An 18,174-nucleotide genomic window follows, 5' to 3' on the forward strand; every position below is an offset into this window, starting at 1 on the left:
TGCTGGGATTCCCGCGCCCGCGATCAGCGGCGCCTACCCGGTGGGGACCGTGACCGCCTCGAGGACGGCGAGCAGTTCGGCCTCGGGGACGTCGTCGCTCAGCACGACGCAGTCGAGCCCGGCGGAGGCCAACCGCCGTATCCCGGCGCGGCAGTCGCCCAGGTCCCCCGCCACGGCCACCGCGTCCAACAGCGCGTCGTCGACCAGATCGACCCGCGGGGCACCGGCCAGCAGGCCTGCGCGGAACGCGGCGGCGAGGTCGGGGTCCACCCCGGCGCAGCGGGTGATCTGGTGCTCGCCGTGCACGCCGAGGAATCGCGCGACCAGCGGCCGGATGCGGTCACGTGCGGCCGAGGCGTCGGTGTCACAGGAGAACGCGACGTAGCTGGACACGTCTGCGTCGGGCCCGAGCACCTGCCGCGCCCAGCCGATGTACGACGGGCCGGCCAGCAGGGACAGCAGCACGCCGTCACCGGTCTCCGCCGCGAGGGCGATCGCGTTCTCCCCCTTCACACCCAGGATGAGCGGCGGCGCCGGCCGCGCCGGCGTGAACGCGAGTTGTGCGTGCACCTGCCACGCGGACCCGTCGTGGTCGACGCGCTTGCCCGCCAGCAACGGGCGAAGGACGTCGACGCACTCGCGCAGCCGGGCCAGGGGCCGCTGGAAGGGGATGCCGAGGTCCTCCTGCATCCACCGGGCGTTGCTGGCGCCCAGCCCCAGGACGGCCCGGCCCTCCGCCAGCTCGTCGAGAGCCGCGAACTCCATCGCGAGCAGCACCGGGTGGCGCGTCCACGGGTTCACCACGCCGAGGCCGACGCGCACCCGCGACGTCGCCTGCGCGACCGCCCCGGCCAACGCGAACGCACCGCGCTCGCAGTAGTCCTCGCTGACCCACACCTCCTCGACACCCAGGTGCTCGGCCTCGACAGCGATGGCCACGGCCTCCCGGGCAGGGCGGCGTCCGGACAGGAGGAGCCCGGCCCTCACCGCGTCCCCTCCTCCGCCACGGTGGCCGGCGCCCCGTCGAGGGCCGCGTCGAGGGCCGCGACGTCCGGGAGGATCGAGGAGACCTCGGGCAGCGCAGCGGCAGTCGCCGTCACGTCCTTCAGCCCCGTGGAGGTGCCCAGCACGACCACGGTCTCGCCCGGACGCACCCACCGCTCGGCGGCGAGTTCGCGGCAGGCGACGACCGCCGCGACGCTGGCGTTCTCGAGGTAGAGACCGGTGGCCGCCGCCAGCCGGCGCTGCTCGCTGGTGAGTCGGTCGTCGGCGATGGCGCCGACGGCTGTTCCGCCGCTGCGCCGCACGACCGAGAGCCCCTGTTCGGTGGCGATGGTCGTGGCGATGGAGAACGCCAGGGTGGACCGTCCCGCCACGCGGCTCGGACGCCCTGCCGCCAGCGCAGCCCGGTAGGCCCCGAACGGATCGACGGCGACCATCCGCGGCAGGCGGTCGGTGACACCGAGGGCCACCAGGTCCTCGAAGCCGCGCAGGATGCCGGCGAGTCCGTCGCCGTACGCCGCCGGCACGACCACCACGTCGGGCACGGCGTCGAGGTCCTCGGCGATCTCGTAGGCGATCGTCTTGTAGCCGTCCACGCCGAACGGATTGGAACCGATGGGTGGGTCGCAGTACCCGGAGAGCGGCTCCCAGCCGCGCTGGGCGACGAGCGTGCGCATCAGGTGCCACCGGTCCGCGGGCTCCGGCAACGCCACGACCGACGCGCCGTAGACCTGCATGAGCGTCTTCATCGTCTGCGGCACGCTCGCCAGGGTGAGGGCGACGCAGCGCATTCCCGCGGCCGCCGCATAGGCGGCCGTGGCCGCGCCGTGGTTCCCGGTGGTGGCGACGACCACCGTGTCCGCGCCGCGGTCGCGCGCGCGCGTCACCGCGACGGCGGCCAGGCGGTCCTTCCACGACCACGTCGGGTTGCGCGACTCGTCCTTGAGCAGCACATCCGCGCCGCAGTCCTCGCTCAGCTGCGGCAACCGCACCAGCGGGGTGCCGCCTTCGCCGAGGCTCACCGGGGCGGCCGCCCCGACGGGCAGCAGCGAGCGGTACCGGAAGATCCCGGGCTCGTCCTCGGCCACGGGCAGCCCGGTGCCGGGGGGCAGCGCGTACTCCGGGTGCACGTTGCTGGACACGCCGGCGGCCGCACAGGTGGGACAGCCGTCGAAGGCGCGCTCCGGCGCCACGACGGTGCCGTCACGCGGGCACCGCAGCCGGCCGGTCGCGAACGTCACGGCTCGACCACTCGCAGGTCGCGCGGGGACGCGGTCAGCCACTCGCAGCCCTCGGTCGTGACGACGACGGTGTCCTCGACCATGATCCCGCCCCAGCCGAGTTCGTAGTACGGCGTCTCGACGTTCACGGTCATGCCCTCCCGCAGGACGTCCCGGCTCGCCGGACCCACGCCGGGGGTCTCGTAGATGTCGAGGCCGATGCCGTGGCCGCAGTGGTGCCGGCGGTAGGGCGTGATGCCTCCCGCCTCGACCGCGGCGACCGCGATCTCGAAGAGCTCGGCACCTCCCAGCCCGGGTGCGATGTTCCGGAGCTGCTGCTCCTCGCCGTCGAGGACGGCGGCGTAGCGGCGCGCGAGCGTCGCGTCCGGCTCACCGAGGACGGCGGTCCGCCCGACGTCGGACCAGTAGCCGTCCAGGACGCAGCCGACGTCGAAGCGGACGATGTCCCCCGCCTCCACCCTGCGTCCGGTCAGCGGAGCGTCGGCCAGGGCACTGCGCTCGCCGGTGGCCACCACGACGAACCTGGGTTCACCACCACCCGCCGCCATCGTCGCCGCGACCCGGGCGCCCAACTCGCGTTCGGTGACGCCGGCGCGGAGTTCGGAGAGAGCGGCTTGGATGCCGGCCTCGGCCAGCTCGGCGGACCGGCGGAGCAGCTCCACCTCGCCGGGCAGCTTCGCGGAGCGGGCGGCTCCGGTCACCCTCCTGGCACCGCCGGACACCGACGCCGTGGGAAGGGTCGCGGCCGCGAGCTCACCGAGGTCGGCCTCCGCCAGGATCCGCCCCCGCGCCCCCGACCGCTGCAGCGCGTCGGCCACGGCCTCCGACAGGCCGGCGTAGCGCTCGGCGTGCGCCCAGCCGGGTGTGGGGCCCTCCGGTTCGTCGAAGAAGAAGCGGCCCCACCCGACGTAGCGGTCCGCGGGCAGCCCACCGGCGACCGCGGCCGGCCCGTCCGCCGCCGGACCGCACAACCACAGGTCGTCCTGGCCCACCAGCGCCACCAGCCCACCGCGACCGATGACGGCGTCGGAGACACTGCGATAGCCGCTGGCGTACAGGACGTCGGCGACCCCGGACACCACGAGCCAGTCGGCGTCGGCGTCGGCCATCACGGCGCGGAGTCGCGCCAGTCGCGCGTCCGCGAGCGCAGTCGGCCGGGTGACGGGAACGCCCGTGAGGGCGGTCACGCACCCACCGCCGCTGACGTCGGTGACGCGGCGAGTTCACGGCAGGGCTCGATGACCTCCTGGGCGAACAGGCGCATCGCTGCCAGCGTCTCGTCCACGGTGTTGCAGGCGAAGAGCAGGCCCGAGCACGTGTCGACCCCGGCGGCCGCGAGCTCGGCGACCCGCGCCCGCACCTGCTCAGGGGTCCCGATCAGGTTGCGCTCCGCGAAGGCCTCGGGGCGTCCCTTCAAGGTCGAGGACGCCAACGAGCGCAGGTGTGCGCAGACCTGGGACCGTTCGAACGTCGCCATCGCCTCCTCCTCGGAGCGCCCCAACGAGACCGCGAACTGCGGCGCGACCTCGAATCCGGCCGGGAGCTCGCGGCCGTTCTCGGCGGCGATCGTCCGGATCTCGGCGATCCCGTCCGCGAGCTCGGCGACGGTCAGGCAGGCGGGGAGCCAGCCCGAGGCGAACAGCGCCGCTCGTCGCCGGGAACCCGGCGCGTTGCCACCGGAGAGCACCGGCAGCGGGGACTGGAGCGGCTTCGGGAAGCTCTCGACGTCCTCGAAGGACACCCACTTCCCCGCGTAGGACGCCCGCCGCTGGGTGAACAGCGCATCCAGGGCCTCGAGGGACTCCTGGGCGTGTTCCCCCCGGTTGAGCGCGACACCGGGCCAGCAGGCCTCGTACTCCTCCCGGTAGGCGCCGATCCCGACACCCAGCACCGCGCGCCCACCCGAGAGCTGGTCGAGGGTCGCCAGCTGCTTGGCCACCACCGCCGGGTGACGGAACGAGAGCACGAGGATGCAGGTGGCCAGCCTGATCCGCTCCGTCCTCGCGGCGACGAAGTTCAGGTAGCCGATCGGGTCGTAGAAGCGCGGCGGCTCCGCGAACTCCTCGCGCACGTACTGCTGGGTCGTGAGGTGGTCGTTGCCCCACACCGAGTCGAAGCCGAGCTCCTCCGCCGTCACGGCCAGCCGGACGGCCTGGTCCGGGCTCGCGAACGGGACGGGGTACATCATCCCCTCGGTCGCGGTGGGGACGCCGAGTCCGAAGCGCATGTGCTGTCTCCCTGCTGTCTCCTGGTGGTCGCGGCGGTCAGGCGGTGGTGCCGACCCGGCCGCGGCTCTGCGTCCTGCCGGCGACGGTCTCCGCGATCACGTAGAGCACGGCACACAGGGCCAGACCGACCAGCGGCTTCAGCGGCGGCGCCCAGTAGTACATGGTCACGGAGGTGATCACCCACGCGACCAGGGCGGACCACCGGACGACGGGTGCCGCGGCGAGCAAGGAGCCGGCCGGGCTGCGCAGGCCACCGAGCAGGAAGAAGTGCGCCAGCAGGATGCCGGCGAACGGCGGCGTCACGGTGCCGATGATCGAGAGGAACGAGAGGAAGTCCCCGGCGAACCCCCCGAAGGCCGTGATCAGGGCGATGCCGATGCCGACGAAGACCCAGATCTTCTTGTTGACGGTCCGTCCGAGCACCTTGCTCGCGTTCGTGAAGGCCAGCGAGGAGGAGTAGAGGTTGTTGTCGGTGGTCGTCCACAGGGCCAGCGCGAGGATCACCGTGGCCGGCACGAGCAGCCCCAGCTGGGTCATCACGATGACGAAGTTGGGGTTCCCCACGGCGCTGGAGGAGATCATGGCCACGGTCTCGAAGAAGCCTGCGCCCAGCACGTAGCCGCAGACCGCGCCGAGGGCGATGTGGGACGGTCGGCGCGCGTAGCGACCGATGTCGCTGGCCAGTGCCGCACCGGTGATCCACGTCGCGATGACGGCCGTGACGGCCACGTCGAAGCCGATGGGAGCGGCCGGTACGGCCTCGACGGCAGCGGAGAATCCGCCCTCGTCCCCTCCGATCCGGAAGAGGCTGTAGAGCGCGAAGACGAGCATCAGCGGGGCGGCGACGACCGAGAGCACGGCCAGGCCCTTGAACCCGAACACGGCGGTGATCGTGACCGCGACGGCGAACAGGATGACCCAGACGGTCCACGGGACGTCCGGGACCAGCCCGACCATGGCGGTGCCGAAGGCGTCCATGAGCACACCGATGAACCCCATCGCCAGGATGCCCAGGACGATCGACGGCACCGCGGAGCCGCGGACGCCGAAGATGATCCGGGACGCCAGATAGGTGGTCAGTCCGGTGCGGTAGCCGATGTAGCCGATGGCCCCACCGATGAGGGCCAGGATGGCGTTGCCCACGAGGATCGCCGTGAGGCCGGTCCCGAAGGTCGTCCCCGCACCGACGGCGCCACCGACGAGGAAGGAGCTGACGCTGATCGCCCAGCCCACCCAGACCGCGACCAGGGAGTAGAGCCCGCGCCGCCGGTCCGTGGGCACGGGGTCCAGCGCGTAGTCGTGCTGGAGACTGACCCTGGTGTCGGACTCCGTGGAGGCGGTCCGCTGGGGCGCCTCCAGGCTGTCCTCGGTGTTGTGGGAAGTCACAGGACACGCTCCTGGAAAGAGGCGATAGGGGTCGGCGTTGCCGTTGCGACAGCGTGGCACTCGACCTGATGAGGGACTACCTGCCCGGCGAACAACGTGACAGGCTGGCAACTTGTGTCGGAACCACAAATTGTTCAGGCGCTGGGTCGGCAACGTCAGCACATGGTCTCCGAGGTCGTCTCGGCGGTCTGGGAGCAGCTGCCCGGCTACTCGACCGATCGCCTCGAGCGCACCGATCTGGAGCGGTTCGTCGCCTGGCACGTCGACCTGATCATCACGCTCATGTCGGCCGGACGGGCACCGACGGAGGAGGAGGTGGCGCGCGCCCGCGACCTGGGGTACAGCCGGGCCCTGCAGGGAGTCCCGGTGGAGTCGGTGATGCAGTCCTTCCGGCTGGCCGAGCAGGCGGTGCTGCGGACGCTCCTCCGCAGCGCGACAGGGTCGGACCCCGCGGCCCTGGGCCGCGCCGTCGAGGCGCTCGTGTGTTCGTTCAACGCTCTCATCGCCGGCAGTACGGCGTCCTACCGGGCGGCGCAGGAGCAGGTCGCGGTGCACTACGAGCAGCTGGAGCGGGACATGGTCGCCGACCTGGCGACCGGCGGCGAGGTCGCGGCGGTCGACTCCCGCGCGCGACTGCTCGGCTCCGACCCGGACGCGCCGCACATCGCGGTCGTCCTGCGCTCCGGCGGCTCCCCCGAGTCCACCGACCGCGCCCGTCGCCAGCTGCTGGCGGCACTGGCACCCGGAGCGGCCGGGCGGATCCTGCACGGGGCGGTCGGTGGCGTCGTACTCCTGCTGCTGCCGGTGGCGGCAGGGGCCCGGACCGGGACCGGGTCCATCGAGGCGTCGGTCCGGCGAGCCACCCAGGGCAGCCCTGTCTTCCGCAACGTCGTCTGCGGCATCGGCAGCGTCGCCGGCCGGCTCGCCGCCGTCGGCGAATCGTGCCGGCAGGCGCTGGTCGCCGCGAAGGTGACCGAAACGCTCGGGCACGTCGGCGACGGGGGGACCGGTCGCGTCGCGGCCTACGACGACGTCCTGCTGGAGGTGGCGCTGCTGTCCGACCACGGGGTGGCCGAGCGCATGGTGCAGCGGTGGCTGGGCCCGATCATGGATCAGCCGCACCTGCTGACCACGCTACGGACCTTTCTGGAGTCCGACCTCTCCCAGATCCGGACCGCGGCCGCGCTCGTGGTCCACCCCAACACGGTGGCCTACCGGCTCGGCCGCATCAGGGAGCTCACCGGCCGCGACGCCCGTCAGGTGGGACCGGCCTTCGAACTGCTGGCCGCGTTGCGAGCGCTGGACCTGATGAGAGCCGGGGCCGCAGGACGTGCAGGCGGGCTGAGCGGCTGAGGCCCGGGCATGCCGCAACCACCCCCTGGGGGCGCGGGTCGCCCGCGGAGCCGGCCCTCAGACCAGGCGGAGGAGGCCCGCGACACTGGCCAGCAGGGCGGCGATCAGGAGGATCCCCGCCAGTGCCACCTGCGGGCCGCCGCGGTCGGGCTCGTCCTCGTCGGTCCGCCAGACGCTCCAGGCACCGCCGAGCAGGAAGCCGCCGACCAGCAGCAGGACGAGACCGAACGTCACGGGCGAGGCACCGAAGCGAATGTCACTACAGGGCGCCCTTGGTGGAGGGGACGTCGGTGACCCGCGGGTCGATCGCCACGGCCTGCCGCAGCGCCCGGGCCAGGGCCTTGAACTGGCCCTCGACGATGTGGTGGGCGTCCCGGCCCGCGTACAGCACGCGGACGTGCAGGCTGATGCGGGCGTTGAACGCGAAGGACTCGAGTACGTGCCTGGTGAGGCTGGTCGGGTAGTCCGGCCCGATCATCGGCGTCATGTTCTCGGGTTCGGCATGCACGAAGTACGGCCGGCCGGACAGGTCCACCGCCGCCTGGGCCAGCACCTCGTCCATCGGGATCGTCGCGTCCCCGTAGCGGGTGATCCCCCGCTTGTCGCCCAGCGCCTCCGCGAACGCCTGGCCCAGTGCGATCGCGACGTCCTCCACGGTGTGGTGGGCGTCGATGTGCAGGTCGCCCTCGGCCTGCACCGAGATGTCGATGCCGCTGTGCTTGGCCAGCGCCGTGAGCATGTGGTCGTAGAAGCCCACGCCCGTGCTGATCGCGCCGGCGCCGGTGCCGTCGAGGTCGAGTTCGACGACCAGCTTGGTCTCGTTGGTCGCCCGCTCGACGCGTGCTGTGCGGCTCATGGCGCCGATTCTCCCTCATCGGCCGAGGTCTCCCGCACGACCTCCCCCAGCGCGGTGAGGAAGGCGTCGGTCTCCTGCGCGGTCCCCGCCGTCACGCGCAGCCACCCGGGCAGCCCCACGTCCCGGACGAGGACGTCGTGGTCGAGCAGCGCCTTCCAGACCGACGGCGCATCGGCGAAGCCGCCGAACAGCACGAAGTTCGCGTCGCTCGGCACACTGGTGAGCCCCAGCCCGGGCAGGGCGGCGACGATGCGGTCGCGTTGGGCCTTGACCGCGTCGACGGTGGCCAGCAGGGCGTCGGTGTGCGCGAGCGCGGTCCGCGCCGCCGCCTGGGTGAGCGAGCTCAGGTGGTACGGCAGCCGGACCAGCTGCAGGGCGTCCACCACCGCCGCATCGGCCGCGAGGTAGCCCAGCCGCAGCCCGGCCATGCCGAAGGCCTTGCTCATGGTCCGGCTGACGATCAGCCGCGGACGGCCGGGCAGCAGGGTGAGCGCCGACGGCGTCCCGGCGCGCGCGAACTCCGCGTAGGCCTCGTCGACCACCACCACGCCGGTGGTGGCGTCGTAGATGTCGGTGATCGTCGAGAGCGCGACCGCCGTGCCGGTCGGGTTGTTGGGGCTGGTCACGAAGACGACGTCGGGGCGCACCTCGCGCACCTGGGCGACCGCCGCGGCGGGGTCGATGGTGAAGTCCTCGCGCCGGTGCCCGTCGACCCACCCGGTGCCGGTGCCGGCCGAGATGATCGGGTGCATCGAGTACGACGGCGTGAAGCCCAGGGCCGTGCGACCTCCGCCGCCGAAGGCCTGCAGGATCTGCTGCAGCACCTCGTTGGAGCCGTTGGCCGCCCACACCTGCGTGGCCCTGATGTGCTCCCGGCTGCTGCGGGAGAGGTACGCGGCCAGCTCGGTGCGCAGCGCCGTCGCATCGCGGTCGGGGTAGCGGTTGAGGTCGACCGCGGCGTGCCCGAGGGCGGCGCCGAGGTCGGCGAGCAGTTCTGCCGGCAGCGGGTGCGGGTTCTCGTTCGTGTTCAGCCGGTGCCTCGCCGGCACCTGCGGGGCGCCGTAGGGCGAGCGACCACGCAGCTCCGGCCGCAGCGGGAGCCCTGCGCTGCCCTCCGGTGGCACCGTGCCCATCAGCCGGTCTGCCGGATGCGCACCGCGGCGGCGTGGGCCGGCAGGTCCTCCGCGCCGGCCAGCGCGTCGATGTGCCCGGCGACCTGGGCCAGGGCCTGCTGGTCGTACTCCACGACGTGGATGCCGCGCAGGAACGACTGCACCGACAGGCCGCTGGAGAACCGGGCGCAGCCGCCGGTGGGCAGCACGTGGTTGGAGCCCGCGCAGTAGTCGCCCAGCGACACCGGCGACCACGCGCCGACGAAGACGGCTCCCGCGTTGCGCACGCGCGCGGCCACCTCGCGGGCGTTCCTCGTCTGGATCTCCAGGTGCTCCGCGGCGTAGGCGTCGACCACCCGCAGGCCGGCGTCGAGGTCGTCGACGAGGACGACGCCGGATTGCGTGCCGTCCAGCGCGGTGGTGATCCGGTCGGAGTGCTTGGTCGCGGCCACCTGTCCGGGCACCAGCGAGACGACGGCGTCGGCCAGCGCCTCGCTCGGCGTCACGAGCACCGCACCGGCGAGCGGGTCGTGCTCGGCCTGGCTGATCAGGTCGGCCGCGACGTGCGCCGGATCGGCGCTGTCGTCGGCCAGGATCGCGACCTCGGTCGGGCCGGCTTCGGAGTCGATACCGATCAGCCCGCGCAGCAGCCGCTTCGCGGCGGTGACGTACACGTTGCCCGGACCGGTGACCATGTCCACCGGCTCGCAGGACCCCGCCCCGTAGCCGAACGTCGCCACCGCCTGCGCGCCGCCGACGGCGTAGACCTCGGTGATGCCGAGCAGGGCGCAGGCGGCCAGCACCCCGGGATCGGGCAGCCCGCTGTGGTCGCGCTGCGGCGGCGACGCGACGGCGATCGACTCCACGCCCGCGATCTGCGCCGGGACGACGTTCATGACCACGCTGGACAGCAGCGGGGCGAGGCCACCGGGCACGTAGAGCCCGACGCGCCGGACCGGGACCCAGCGCTCGGTGACGGTGCCACCCGGCACGACCTCGGTGGTGACGTCGGAGCGACGCTGGTCTGCGTGCACGGCCCGTACGCGGAGGATGGCCTCCTCCAGCGCGGCGCGCAGCGCCGGGTCGCACTGGAGGAGGGCGCGGTCGAGGGCCTCTGCCGGCACGGCGAAGTCGGCGGCGTCCACGCCGTCGAGGCGGGCGGTGATCTCGCGGACCGCTTGTGCGCCGCGGATGCGCACGTCCTCGCACAACGGGCGCACGGTGGCCATGACCGAGTCGATGTCGGTCGCCGCCCGGGGCAGCAACCCGGCGAGCTCCCGTTGTGCCGGCAGCGCGGATCCACGCAGGTCGATGCGTGCGAGCACGGGTTGCCTCCGGGTGGTGCGCGGGTGCTACGGGCTCTCCAGCGTAGCCAGCGCCCGGCGAGGATCTACGCTGCCAGGGTGGGCGAGCTCATTCCCTTGTTCCCGCTCGGCACGCCGCTGTTTCCCGGCGTCGTCCTGCCCCTGCAGATCTTCGAGCCCCGGTACCGGCGGCTGATGCACGACCTGCTGGACCACCCCGAGGCCGGCGACCGGCGGTTCTTCGGCGTGGTCGCGATCCGCCAGGGGTGGGAGGTCGAGGCGGTCGCGCCGACCGAGGCGCTCTACGACGTCGGCTGCGCGGCCCGCGTGCAGGCGGTGCGACCGCAGGGTGACGGCGGCTTCCGGATCGTGACCGTCGGCGGGGAACGGTTCCGGCTGCTCGACGTCGTCGTCGGCGAGGACCCGCCCTATCTCCAGGGTGAGGTCGAGTGGCTGGGCGACGAGGAGGCGGCCGAGGAGGCCGCCGGCAACACCGACGGGCTGCAGGTGCCCGGCATACCCGGCTCGCCGACGGAGATCTGCGACGAGCAGCTGGACCGGGTGGTCGCCTCGGTCGCGCGCGGGTCGATGGCAGTCCTCTCCCGGGGCGTCCGCAGCGCGTTCGTCCGCTACGTCGCCGAGGTGGCCGCGCTCAACGCCGGCGGCCGGTCGGAGGAGGACGGCGGGGAGGATGCCGAACCGGTCATCGACGCCGAGACGACCGTCCTGCTCGACGCGGTCGGCGGAGATCCGACGGCGCTGTCCTATCTCGTGGCCTCGACGGCCCTGCTCACCACCGAGGACCGCCAGGCGCTGCTCGCGGAGTCGGCCACCCGACGGCGGTTGGCGATGGAGTCCCGGCTGCTGCGCCGCGAGCTCACCCTGCTCAAGTCGCTCGGGGCGGTGCCCGCGCCGCTGCAGCAGTTCGCGACCCCGATGACGGTCAACTAGGGACGCCCGGGGGCGGGACGTCGACCAGCGGCCGCTGCCACCGCAGGTCGTCGTCCTCTCGCGCCTCGGCCGGAACCCGTGCGGCAGCGACGGGGGCAGTGCGCCCGAGGTCGTCGTGCGGGGTGTAGAGGGCCGCTGCCACGTAGACGAGCAGCGCGGTGAACGGCGCTATCGCCAATGCGGCCGGCGAGCCGAGGGTGAGCGACGTCGTCACGGTCGCGCCGACCTGCGCGAGGTCCGCCTCGGACGGACCGCGGCCCAGGATCTCTCCCACCTGCCAGGCCACCGCGCCGGTGGCCGAGGCGCCGACGGCCAGGGCGAGGACGGTCGCCACACCGCGACGCGTGCGCAGGAACCAGGCGCCGCCGCCGAGCAGCAGGCCGGTGACCGCCAGCACGAGCATGAAGACCACGTCGTCGGCCAGCAGCAACTCCTCCGACGGCGCGCCGATGACCTCGGGGCCGGTGTCGGTGATGCGGTAGTCCGCACGCGGCGCCAGCGACCACCACAGCAGTCCGGCCGGCCCGCCCACGAGGGCCAGCGCCAGCACGAGCCCGAGGGAGGGCCGCAGGTCGGCGCGGACCTCGGGCCACCCACGCCAGTACGCGGCCGCGGTCACGGGGCCGCGCCGACCCTGGTACGGCGCCGGCGGCGGGGAGCTGCTCACCCCACCAGTGAACCGCACCGGGCCGGCCGCGGTGGGCCGGCGGCGGGGGCGGGGTTCAGAGGAGCGCCACGCTGGTCGGTCCGAGCAGCGCCTTGATGTCGCCCATCAGCGCGGTGCTGGGGCGCACGCGCAGGCCCTGGTCCAGGCGGAGCACCGTCTCGCGGCTGCCGTTGACCAGCTTGAGCTGGACCTCCGTCGTGCCGGGGTGGCTGCCGAGCACCTCCCGCAGTCGCTCCACCACTGGTGGCGTGCACCGCGCGGCAGGCATCGAGACGAGCACCGGCCCCCGCGGACCCTCGGTGAGCTCCGGGATGCTCACCTCCGAGGCGAACAGCGAGGGCTGGTCGTCGCGCCGGCTGATCCGGCCCTTGATGACGACGATCTGGTCGCGGACGATCTTGTCCGAGACCTGCGCCCACGTCTTCGGGAAGAAGAGCACCTCGATGCCCGACTCGAGGTCCTCCAGCGTGGCGATGGCCCACGGCGCGCCCTGCTTGTTCGTGCGGGGCCCGACCGCGGTGAGGATGCCGGCGATGGTGACGTTGGCGCCGTCCTCGACGCCGCCGGCGTTGATCTCGGCGATCGGCGTGTCGGCGTTGGCCGCGAGGACGTGCTCCACGCCGTGCAGGGGGTGGTCGGAGACGTAGAGCCCGAGCATGTCGCGCTCGAACACCAGCCGCTCCGACTTGGACCAGTCGGCGTTCGGGATCGCGATCTCGAGGGCGCCGCCGAAGGGGTTCGTGTCCTCGCCCAGCCCCCCGCCGCCACCGTCACCGAAGCTGCCGAACAGGTCGAACTGGCCCTCGGCCTCCTTGCGCTTGAGCGCCATCGCCGAGTCCACCGCCTGGGCGTGGACGGCGACCAGGCCCTGCCGCGAATGCCCCATCGAGTCGAACGCACCGGCCTTGCACAGCGACTCGATGACCTTCTTGTTGCAGGCCACCGTGTCGATCTTGCGCATGAAGTCGGGGAAGTCCTTGAACGCGCCCTTGTCCTCGCGAGCGCGGACGATCGACTCCACCACGTTGTGCCCCACGTTGCGCACCGAGGCCAGGCCGAAGCGGATGTCGGTGCCGACCGGGGTGAAGTCCGCGGCCGACTCGTTGACGTCGGGCGGCAGCACCTTGATGCCCATGCGGCGGCACTCGGCCAGGTAGATCGGCCGCTTGTCCTTGTCGTCGCCGACGCTGGTGAGCAGCGCCGCCATGTACTCGGCCGGGTAGTTGGCCTTGAGGTAGGCCGTCCAGTACGAGATCAGGCCGTAGGCGGCCGAGTGCGCCTTGTTGAACGCGTAGTCGGCGAACGGGACCAGGATGTCCCAGAGGGTCTTGACCGCCGCCGCGGAGAACCCGTTGGCCTTCATGCCCGCCTCGAAGCCGACGAACTCGGCGTCCAGGACCGACTTCTTCTTCTTGCCCATCGCGCGGCGCAGCAGGTCGGCCTTGCCGAGCGAGTACCCGGCGACCTTCTGCGCGATCGCCATGACCTGCTCCTGGTAGACGATCAGGCCGTAGGTCTGGCCGAGGATCTCCTCGAGCGGCTCGGCGAGCTCGGGGTGGATCGGCGTGATCTCCTGCTGGCCGTTCTTGCGCAGCGCGTAGTTGGTGTGCGAGTTCGCGCCCATCGGACCAGGCCGGTAGAGCGCGCCGACCGCGGAGATGTCCTCGAAGTTGTCGGGCCGCATGAGGCGCAGCAGCGAGCGCATCGGGCCGCCGTCGAACTGGAAGACGCCGAGGGTGTCACCGCGGGCCAGCAGGTCGTAGGTGTTCTGGTCGGTGAGGTCCTTGCTGATCTCGTCGAGATCGATGGCGTCCTTGCCGTTGGCGACGATGTTGCGCAGCGCGTCGTCGATGACCGTGAGGTTGCGCAGGCCCAGGAAGTCCATCTTCAGCAGGCCGAGCGTCTCGCAGGTCGGGTAGTCGAACTGCGTGATCACCGCCCCGTCGGACTCGCGCCGCATGATCGGGATGCTGTCGATGAGCGGGTGCCGGCCGATGATGACGCCCGCGGCGTGCACGCCCCACTGGCGCTTGAGGCCCTCGAGCTTGCGGGCCTGGTCGACGACCTCGGCGGCGCCCGGGTCGGACTCGTAGCGGGCGCGGAACTCCGCGGCCTCCCGGAAGCGCGGGTGCTCCGGGTCGAAGATGCCCGACAGCGGGATGTCCTTGCCCATGACCGAGGGCGGCATGAGCTTGGTCAGCTCGTCACCGACCGAGTAGGGCCGGTCGAGCACGCGGGCGGCGTCCTTGATCGCGGCCTTCGCCTTGATCGTGCCGTAGGTGACGATCTGGCTGACCCGCTCCTCGCCGTACTTCTCCGAGACGTACTGGATCACCTCGCCGCGGCGGCGGTCGTCGAAGTCGATGTCGACATCGGGCATGGAGACGCGCTCGGGGTTGAGGAACCGCTCGAAGATCAGCCCGTGCGCGAGGGGGTCGAGGTCGGTGATGCCCATCGCGTAGGCGGCCAGCGACCCGGCGGCCGAGCCGCGGCCCGGGCCCACGCGGATGCCGTTGTCCTTGGCCCAGTTGATGAAGTCGGCGACCACGAGGAAGTACCCCGGGAAGCCCATCTGGCAGATGATCCCGACCTCGTACTCCGCCTGCTTGCGGACGTGGTCGGGCACTCCGTTCGGCCAGCGCTTGTGCAGCCCGCGCTCGACCTCCTTCACGAACCAGGAGGTCTCGTCCTCACCCGGCGGCAGCGGGAAGCGCGGCATCAGGTCGGCGCCCTCGGTGAAGGACACCTCGCACTGCTCGGCCACGAGCAGCGTGTTGTCGCAGGCCTCGGGCAGGTCGGTGAACAGCGCCCGCATCTCGGCGGCGCTCTTCAGGTAGTAGCCGTCTCCGTTGAAGCGGAAGCGGTTGGTCTCGTTCAGCCGCGAGCCGGTCTGGATGCACAGCAGGGCGTCGTGCGCCTCGGCGTCCTCCTTGTGCGTGTAGTGCAGGTCGTTGGTGGCCAGCAGGGGGATGCCGAGGTCCTTGGCGATGGCCAGGAGCGCCGGCTTGGTCTTCTTCTCGATGGACAGACCGTGGTCCATGAGCTCGGCGTAGAAGTTCTCCTTGCCGAAGATGTCCTGGAAGTCGCCGGCCGCCTGGCGGGCACGGTCCTCCTTGCCGGCGCGCAGCCACATGTTGACCTCGCCGGACGGGCAGCCGGTCGTGGCGATGAGCCCCTTGCCGTAGCGCTCGAGCAGGTCGCGGTCGAAGCGGGGCTTGCGGTACTGCCCTTCGAGGCTGGCCAGGGACGAGATGCGGAAGAGGTTGTGCATGCCCTCGGTCGTGCGGGCGAGCAGCGTCATGTGGGTGTACGCGGCCTTGCCGCGGTTGGACCCACCGTCGCCCTCCTCGTCGATCAGGTTGTCGCCGAAGTCGTAGGGGGCGCGGTCGAAGCGCGAGCCGGGCGTGTAGTAGCCCTCCATGCCGATGATCGGCTTCACGCCCGCCTTGCCGGCCTGCTTGTAGAAGTCGTAGGCGCCGAAGACGTTGCCGTGGTCGGTCATCGCCAGGGCGGGCATGCCCTGCTCCGCGGCCGCCGCCGTGACCTCGGGCAGCTTCGCCGCGCCGTCGAGCATCGAGTACTCGGTGTGCACGTGCAGGTGCACGAAGGAGTCGGACGAACTGCTCACGGCGGTGGTGCTCCTCGGTGGTCGTGCGTGCCTGCTGACGGAACTCCAGCCGGCGACCGGCGGGGAAGACCGGGTCGTGCCGCGCGGGATCGGTGACGGGTGTCGGCGGTGCTCCGATCCTCGCACTGCGAACGGTGTACTCCGAAGGTCTGACAGAACGTGTTGCGACACAGCGGACCGATCCGTCACATCCGACCCGGCCAGTCCCTAGGGCAGCCCCCGACGCATCGTGATGTGCGCGATACCGGCCTCCTCGTAGACCTCCCCGACGGCGACGTAGCCGGCCCGCTCGTAGAAGCGGCGCGCGGGGAGCTGGGCGTGCAGTTCCACCTCGGTGACACCGCGGAGGACCGCCTGCCGGTGCAGCTCGGCCAGGACGGCGGCGCCGTGCCCGCGACCGCGCACGGACGGGTCGGCCGCCATCCGGCCGATCGAGGCCACGGCACCGCGCACCACCAACCGGCCGGTCGCGACCACCGCTCCGCCGTCGTCCCGGCTGAGCACGTGCACCGCGGTCTCGTCGGCCTCGTCCCGCTCGACCTCCGGCGGGACGCCCTGCTCCTCGACGAACACGCGGGTGCGCAGGGCGTGCAGCTCCGACCGCTCCTCCGGGCGGGCGACGGTGGCGGTCGGCATCACGCGGCCCCCCGTGCGGCAGGCAGCACGCGGGCGGGCACCAGGAGGAAGCGCAGGTCGATCGCCGCGTGCAGCAGGACCGGCAACAGCAGCGAGCCGGTCTGCAGGTAGAGCACGGCCATGACGCCCCCGAGCGCGCCCGTGGTCACGACACCGGCCACGCCCTGGTAGGCGTGGGCGAGTCCGAAGGCGACGGCAGCGACGAGGACGAGCACCGCCGCCGGCGCTGCACCGGTGAGCGCCGCGACCACCGCCAGGAAGAACCCGCGGTAGAGCCATTCCTCGCACACGCCCGCGGTGAGGCCGACGACCGTGAACAGCCGCCGCTCCCCCGCCGTCCGCGGCAGCAGGGCCAGGGTGGCCTGGCCGGGCGGCTCCGCGTGCCTGCCCGCGGCGGCGGCGTGGTGACGCGGCCGCACCATCGGCTCCCGGTCCTCCAGCAACGCCCCCGAGCGCAGCACCCGGGTGGAGACGACGACGAAGGCCAGGACGAGCAGCACCACCAGGGCCGTTCCCGGCCCGGGCCACTCCTGCGGCCAGCGCAGCCCCACCTGGCCGGCGTCGACGCCGGGCGCCGACAGCCAGACGACGAGGGCGAGCAGGGCCAGCCCCCACTCCAGGACCAGCAGGCGCCGGTAGAACGACCGGCGCGCCCCCGGGTCGGTCCGCAGCCGCCCTTCGAAGCGGCGGTGCAGCACGTGACCGACCAGCGGCTCACCGACGACCAGGTACCCCGCGACGACGACCGCCGCCAGTGCCGCGGGGCCGAAGTCGGCCAGGGACGCCGGCAGCTCGCCCACGAGGACCGGTCAGGACTCGGCGCGCAGGACGGCCAGCGCGCCGGCGAGGTCGGGCGGGTAGTCGCTGGTGAACTCGACCCAGCCACCGTCGGCCGGGTGCGGGAAGCCGAGCCGGACCGCGTGCAGCCACTGCCGCTGGACGCCGAGCCGGGCGGCCAGCGTCGGGTCGGCACCGTAGGTCGTGTCGCCCACGCAGGGGTGGCGCAGCGCGGAGAAGTGCACGCGGATCTGGTGCGTGCGCCCCGTCTCCAGCGAGATGTCGACCAGGCTGGCGGCCGGGAAGGCCTCGATCACCTCGTAGTGCGTCACCGAGGGCCGACCACCGCTGACGACGGCGAACTTCCAGTCGTGTCGCGGGTGCCGGTCGATCGGCGCGTCGATGGTCCCCCGCGACGGGTCGGGATGCCCCTGCACCAGCGCGTGGTAGCCCTTGGCGACCGTGCGCTCCTTGAACGCCGCCTTGAGCGCGGTGTACGCGCGCTCGCTCTTCGCGACGACCATCACGCCGGTCGTCGCGGCGTCCAGCCGGTGCACCACGCCCTGCCGCTCTGCCGCGCCGGAGGTGGAGATGCGGTAGCCGGCGGCGGCGAGCCCGCCGATGACGGTCGGGCCGTCCCAGCCCGGGCTCGGATGGGCAGCGACCCCGACGGGCTTGTCGACGACCACCAGGTCGTCGTCGTCGTGCAGGACCGCCAGCCCCTCGACCGGCTTCGGCGCAACCGGATCGCCCGGTGGCGGAGGCAGCTCCACCTCCAGCCAGCTGCCCCCGGCGAGCCGGTCGCCCTTGCCCCGGACGCGCCCGTCGACGACGACGCCGCCCGCGTCGGCCACCTCCGCGGCGGCCGTCCGGGACAGGCCGAACAGCCGGGAGAGCGCCTGGTCCACCCGCTGGCCGTCGAGCCCGTCGGGAACGGGCAGGGCACGGGTCGTCCCCGACGAGGGCAGGCCCGGAGCGGTCGTCACGGGTCCCATTGTGCAGAAGGAACTCGCCCTCCTCGCCGCTCGCACGC

16 protein-coding genes are annotated in these 18,174 nt (G+C 72.7%); 2 read left to right on the forward strand and 14 right to left on the reverse strand.

Annotated elements, in window-relative coordinates; all coding sequences use genetic code 11:
* Positions 1–33 precede the first annotated feature (33 nt).
* Genes MVA48_RS05820 through MVA48_RS05840 form a run of 5 tightly spaced genes read right to left on the reverse strand, consistent with a single transcriptional unit; the run spans position 34 to position 5,857 of the window.
* Positions 34–987 (reverse strand): LLM class flavin-dependent oxidoreductase, encoded by a 954-nt coding sequence (locus MVA48_RS05820; RefSeq protein WP_256461130.1) that lies wholly within the window; start codon positions 985–987, stop codon positions 34–36.
* A complete protein-coding gene (locus MVA48_RS05825; RefSeq protein ID WP_246986756.1) occupies positions 984–2,243 on the reverse strand; it encodes a threonine synthase in 1,260 nt (419 codons plus the stop codon). The genes MVA48_RS05820 and MVA48_RS05825 overlap by 4 nt, the downstream gene beginning before the upstream one ends.
* Positions 2,240–3,430 (reverse strand): M24 family metallopeptidase, encoded by a 1,191-nt coding sequence (locus MVA48_RS05830; protein ID WP_246986758.1) that lies wholly within the window; start codon positions 3,428–3,430, stop codon positions 2,240–2,242. The genes MVA48_RS05825 and MVA48_RS05830 overlap by 4 nt, the downstream gene beginning before the upstream one ends.
* Positions 3,427–4,470: a TIGR03619 family F420-dependent LLM class oxidoreductase gene (locus MVA48_RS05835; RefSeq protein ID WP_246986760.1), complete on the reverse strand. Its 1,044-nt coding sequence runs from the start codon at positions 4,468–4,470 to the stop codon at positions 3,427–3,429. Before MVA48_RS05835 ends, MVA48_RS05830 begins: the two co-directional genes overlap by 4 nt.
* A 37-nt stretch (positions 4,471–4,507) precedes the next feature.
* Positions 4,508–5,857: a cytosine permease gene (locus MVA48_RS05840; protein ID WP_246986762.1), complete on the reverse strand. Its 1,350-nt coding sequence runs from the start codon at positions 5,855–5,857 to the stop codon at positions 4,508–4,510.
* Between the two features lie 162 nt (positions 5,858–6,019).
* On the opposite strand from MVA48_RS05840, the gene MVA48_RS05845 reads away from it, so the two are divergent.
* Positions 6,020–7,210 (forward strand): PucR family transcriptional regulator, encoded by a 1,191-nt coding sequence (locus tag MVA48_RS05845; protein ID WP_246986764.1) that lies wholly within the window; start codon positions 6,020–6,022, stop codon positions 7,208–7,210.
* Positions 7,211–7,267: 57 nt separating this feature from the next.
* Here MVA48_RS05845 and MVA48_RS05850 read toward each other — a convergent pair whose 3' ends face one another.
* The 4 genes from MVA48_RS05850 to hisD are packed head-to-tail and all read right to left on the reverse strand — an operon-like array spanning position 7,268 to position 10,503.
* The gene (locus MVA48_RS05850) at positions 7,268–7,444 is read right to left on the reverse strand and encodes a hypothetical protein (RefSeq protein WP_246986766.1); all 177 of its coding nucleotides are present in this window, start codon (positions 7,442–7,444) and stop codon (positions 7,268–7,270) included.
* Positions 7,445–7,469: 25 nt separating this feature from the next.
* Positions 7,470–8,066 (reverse strand): imidazoleglycerol-phosphate dehydratase HisB, encoded by a 597-nt coding sequence (hisB, locus tag MVA48_RS05855; RefSeq protein WP_246986769.1) that lies wholly within the window; start codon positions 8,064–8,066, stop codon positions 7,470–7,472.
* On the reverse strand, positions 8,063–9,199 hold the full coding sequence (locus MVA48_RS05860; protein ID WP_246986771.1) for a histidinol-phosphate transaminase: 1,137 nt from the start codon (positions 9,197–9,199) through the stop codon (positions 8,063–8,065). The genes hisB and MVA48_RS05860 overlap by 4 nt, the downstream gene beginning before the upstream one ends.
* Positions 9,199–10,503: a histidinol dehydrogenase gene (hisD, locus tag MVA48_RS05865; protein WP_246986773.1), complete on the reverse strand. Its 1,305-nt coding sequence runs from the start codon at positions 10,501–10,503 to the stop codon at positions 9,199–9,201. The genes MVA48_RS05860 and hisD overlap by 1 nt, the downstream gene beginning before the upstream one ends.
* Positions 10,504–10,581: 78 nt before the next feature.
* Between hisD and MVA48_RS05870 the strand changes: the two genes are divergently transcribed.
* The gene (locus MVA48_RS05870; protein ID WP_246986775.1) at positions 10,582–11,433 is read left to right on the forward strand and encodes an LON peptidase substrate-binding domain-containing protein; all 852 of its coding nucleotides are present in this window, start codon (positions 10,582–10,584) and stop codon (positions 11,431–11,433) included.
* On the opposite strand, the gene MVA48_RS05875 is transcribed toward MVA48_RS05870, so the two are convergent.
* From MVA48_RS05875 to MVA48_RS05895, 5 genes are all read right to left on the reverse strand, one after another.
* On the reverse strand, positions 11,426–12,100 hold the full coding sequence (locus tag MVA48_RS05875) for a DUF2567 domain-containing protein (protein ID WP_246986777.1): 675 nt from the start codon (positions 12,098–12,100) through the stop codon (positions 11,426–11,428). The genes MVA48_RS05870 and MVA48_RS05875 overlap by 8 nt on opposite strands.
* Before the next feature lie 55 nt (positions 12,101–12,155).
* Positions 12,156–15,728 (reverse strand): DNA polymerase III subunit alpha, encoded by a 3,573-nt coding sequence (gene dnaE, locus MVA48_RS05880; RefSeq protein ID WP_246986779.1) that lies wholly within the window; start codon positions 15,726–15,728, stop codon positions 12,156–12,158.
* A 207-nt stretch (positions 15,729–15,935) separates the two neighbouring features.
* Positions 15,936–16,364 carry a GNAT family N-acetyltransferase gene (locus MVA48_RS05885; protein ID WP_246986781.1) on the reverse strand — a complete coding sequence of 143 codons (429 nt, stop codon included), beginning with the start codon at positions 16,362–16,364 and terminating at the stop codon, positions 15,936–15,938.
* The gene (locus MVA48_RS05890; protein ID WP_246986783.1) at positions 16,364–17,164 is read right to left on the reverse strand and encodes a CPBP family intramembrane glutamic endopeptidase; all 801 of its coding nucleotides are present in this window, start codon (positions 17,162–17,164) and stop codon (positions 16,364–16,366) included. The genes MVA48_RS05885 and MVA48_RS05890 overlap by 1 nt, the downstream gene beginning before the upstream one ends.
* Before the next feature lie 9 nt (positions 17,165–17,173).
* Entirely contained in the window at positions 17,174–18,136 is a 963-nt protein-coding gene (locus tag MVA48_RS05895; RefSeq protein ID WP_246986785.1) for an RluA family pseudouridine synthase, read from the reverse strand.
* Between the last annotated feature and the right edge of the window lie 38 nt (positions 18,137–18,174).

This window comes from Blastococcus sp. PRF04-17 (genome assembly GCF_023016265.1).
GTDB lineage: Bacteria > Actinomycetota > Actinomycetes > Mycobacteriales > Geodermatophilaceae > Blastococcus_B.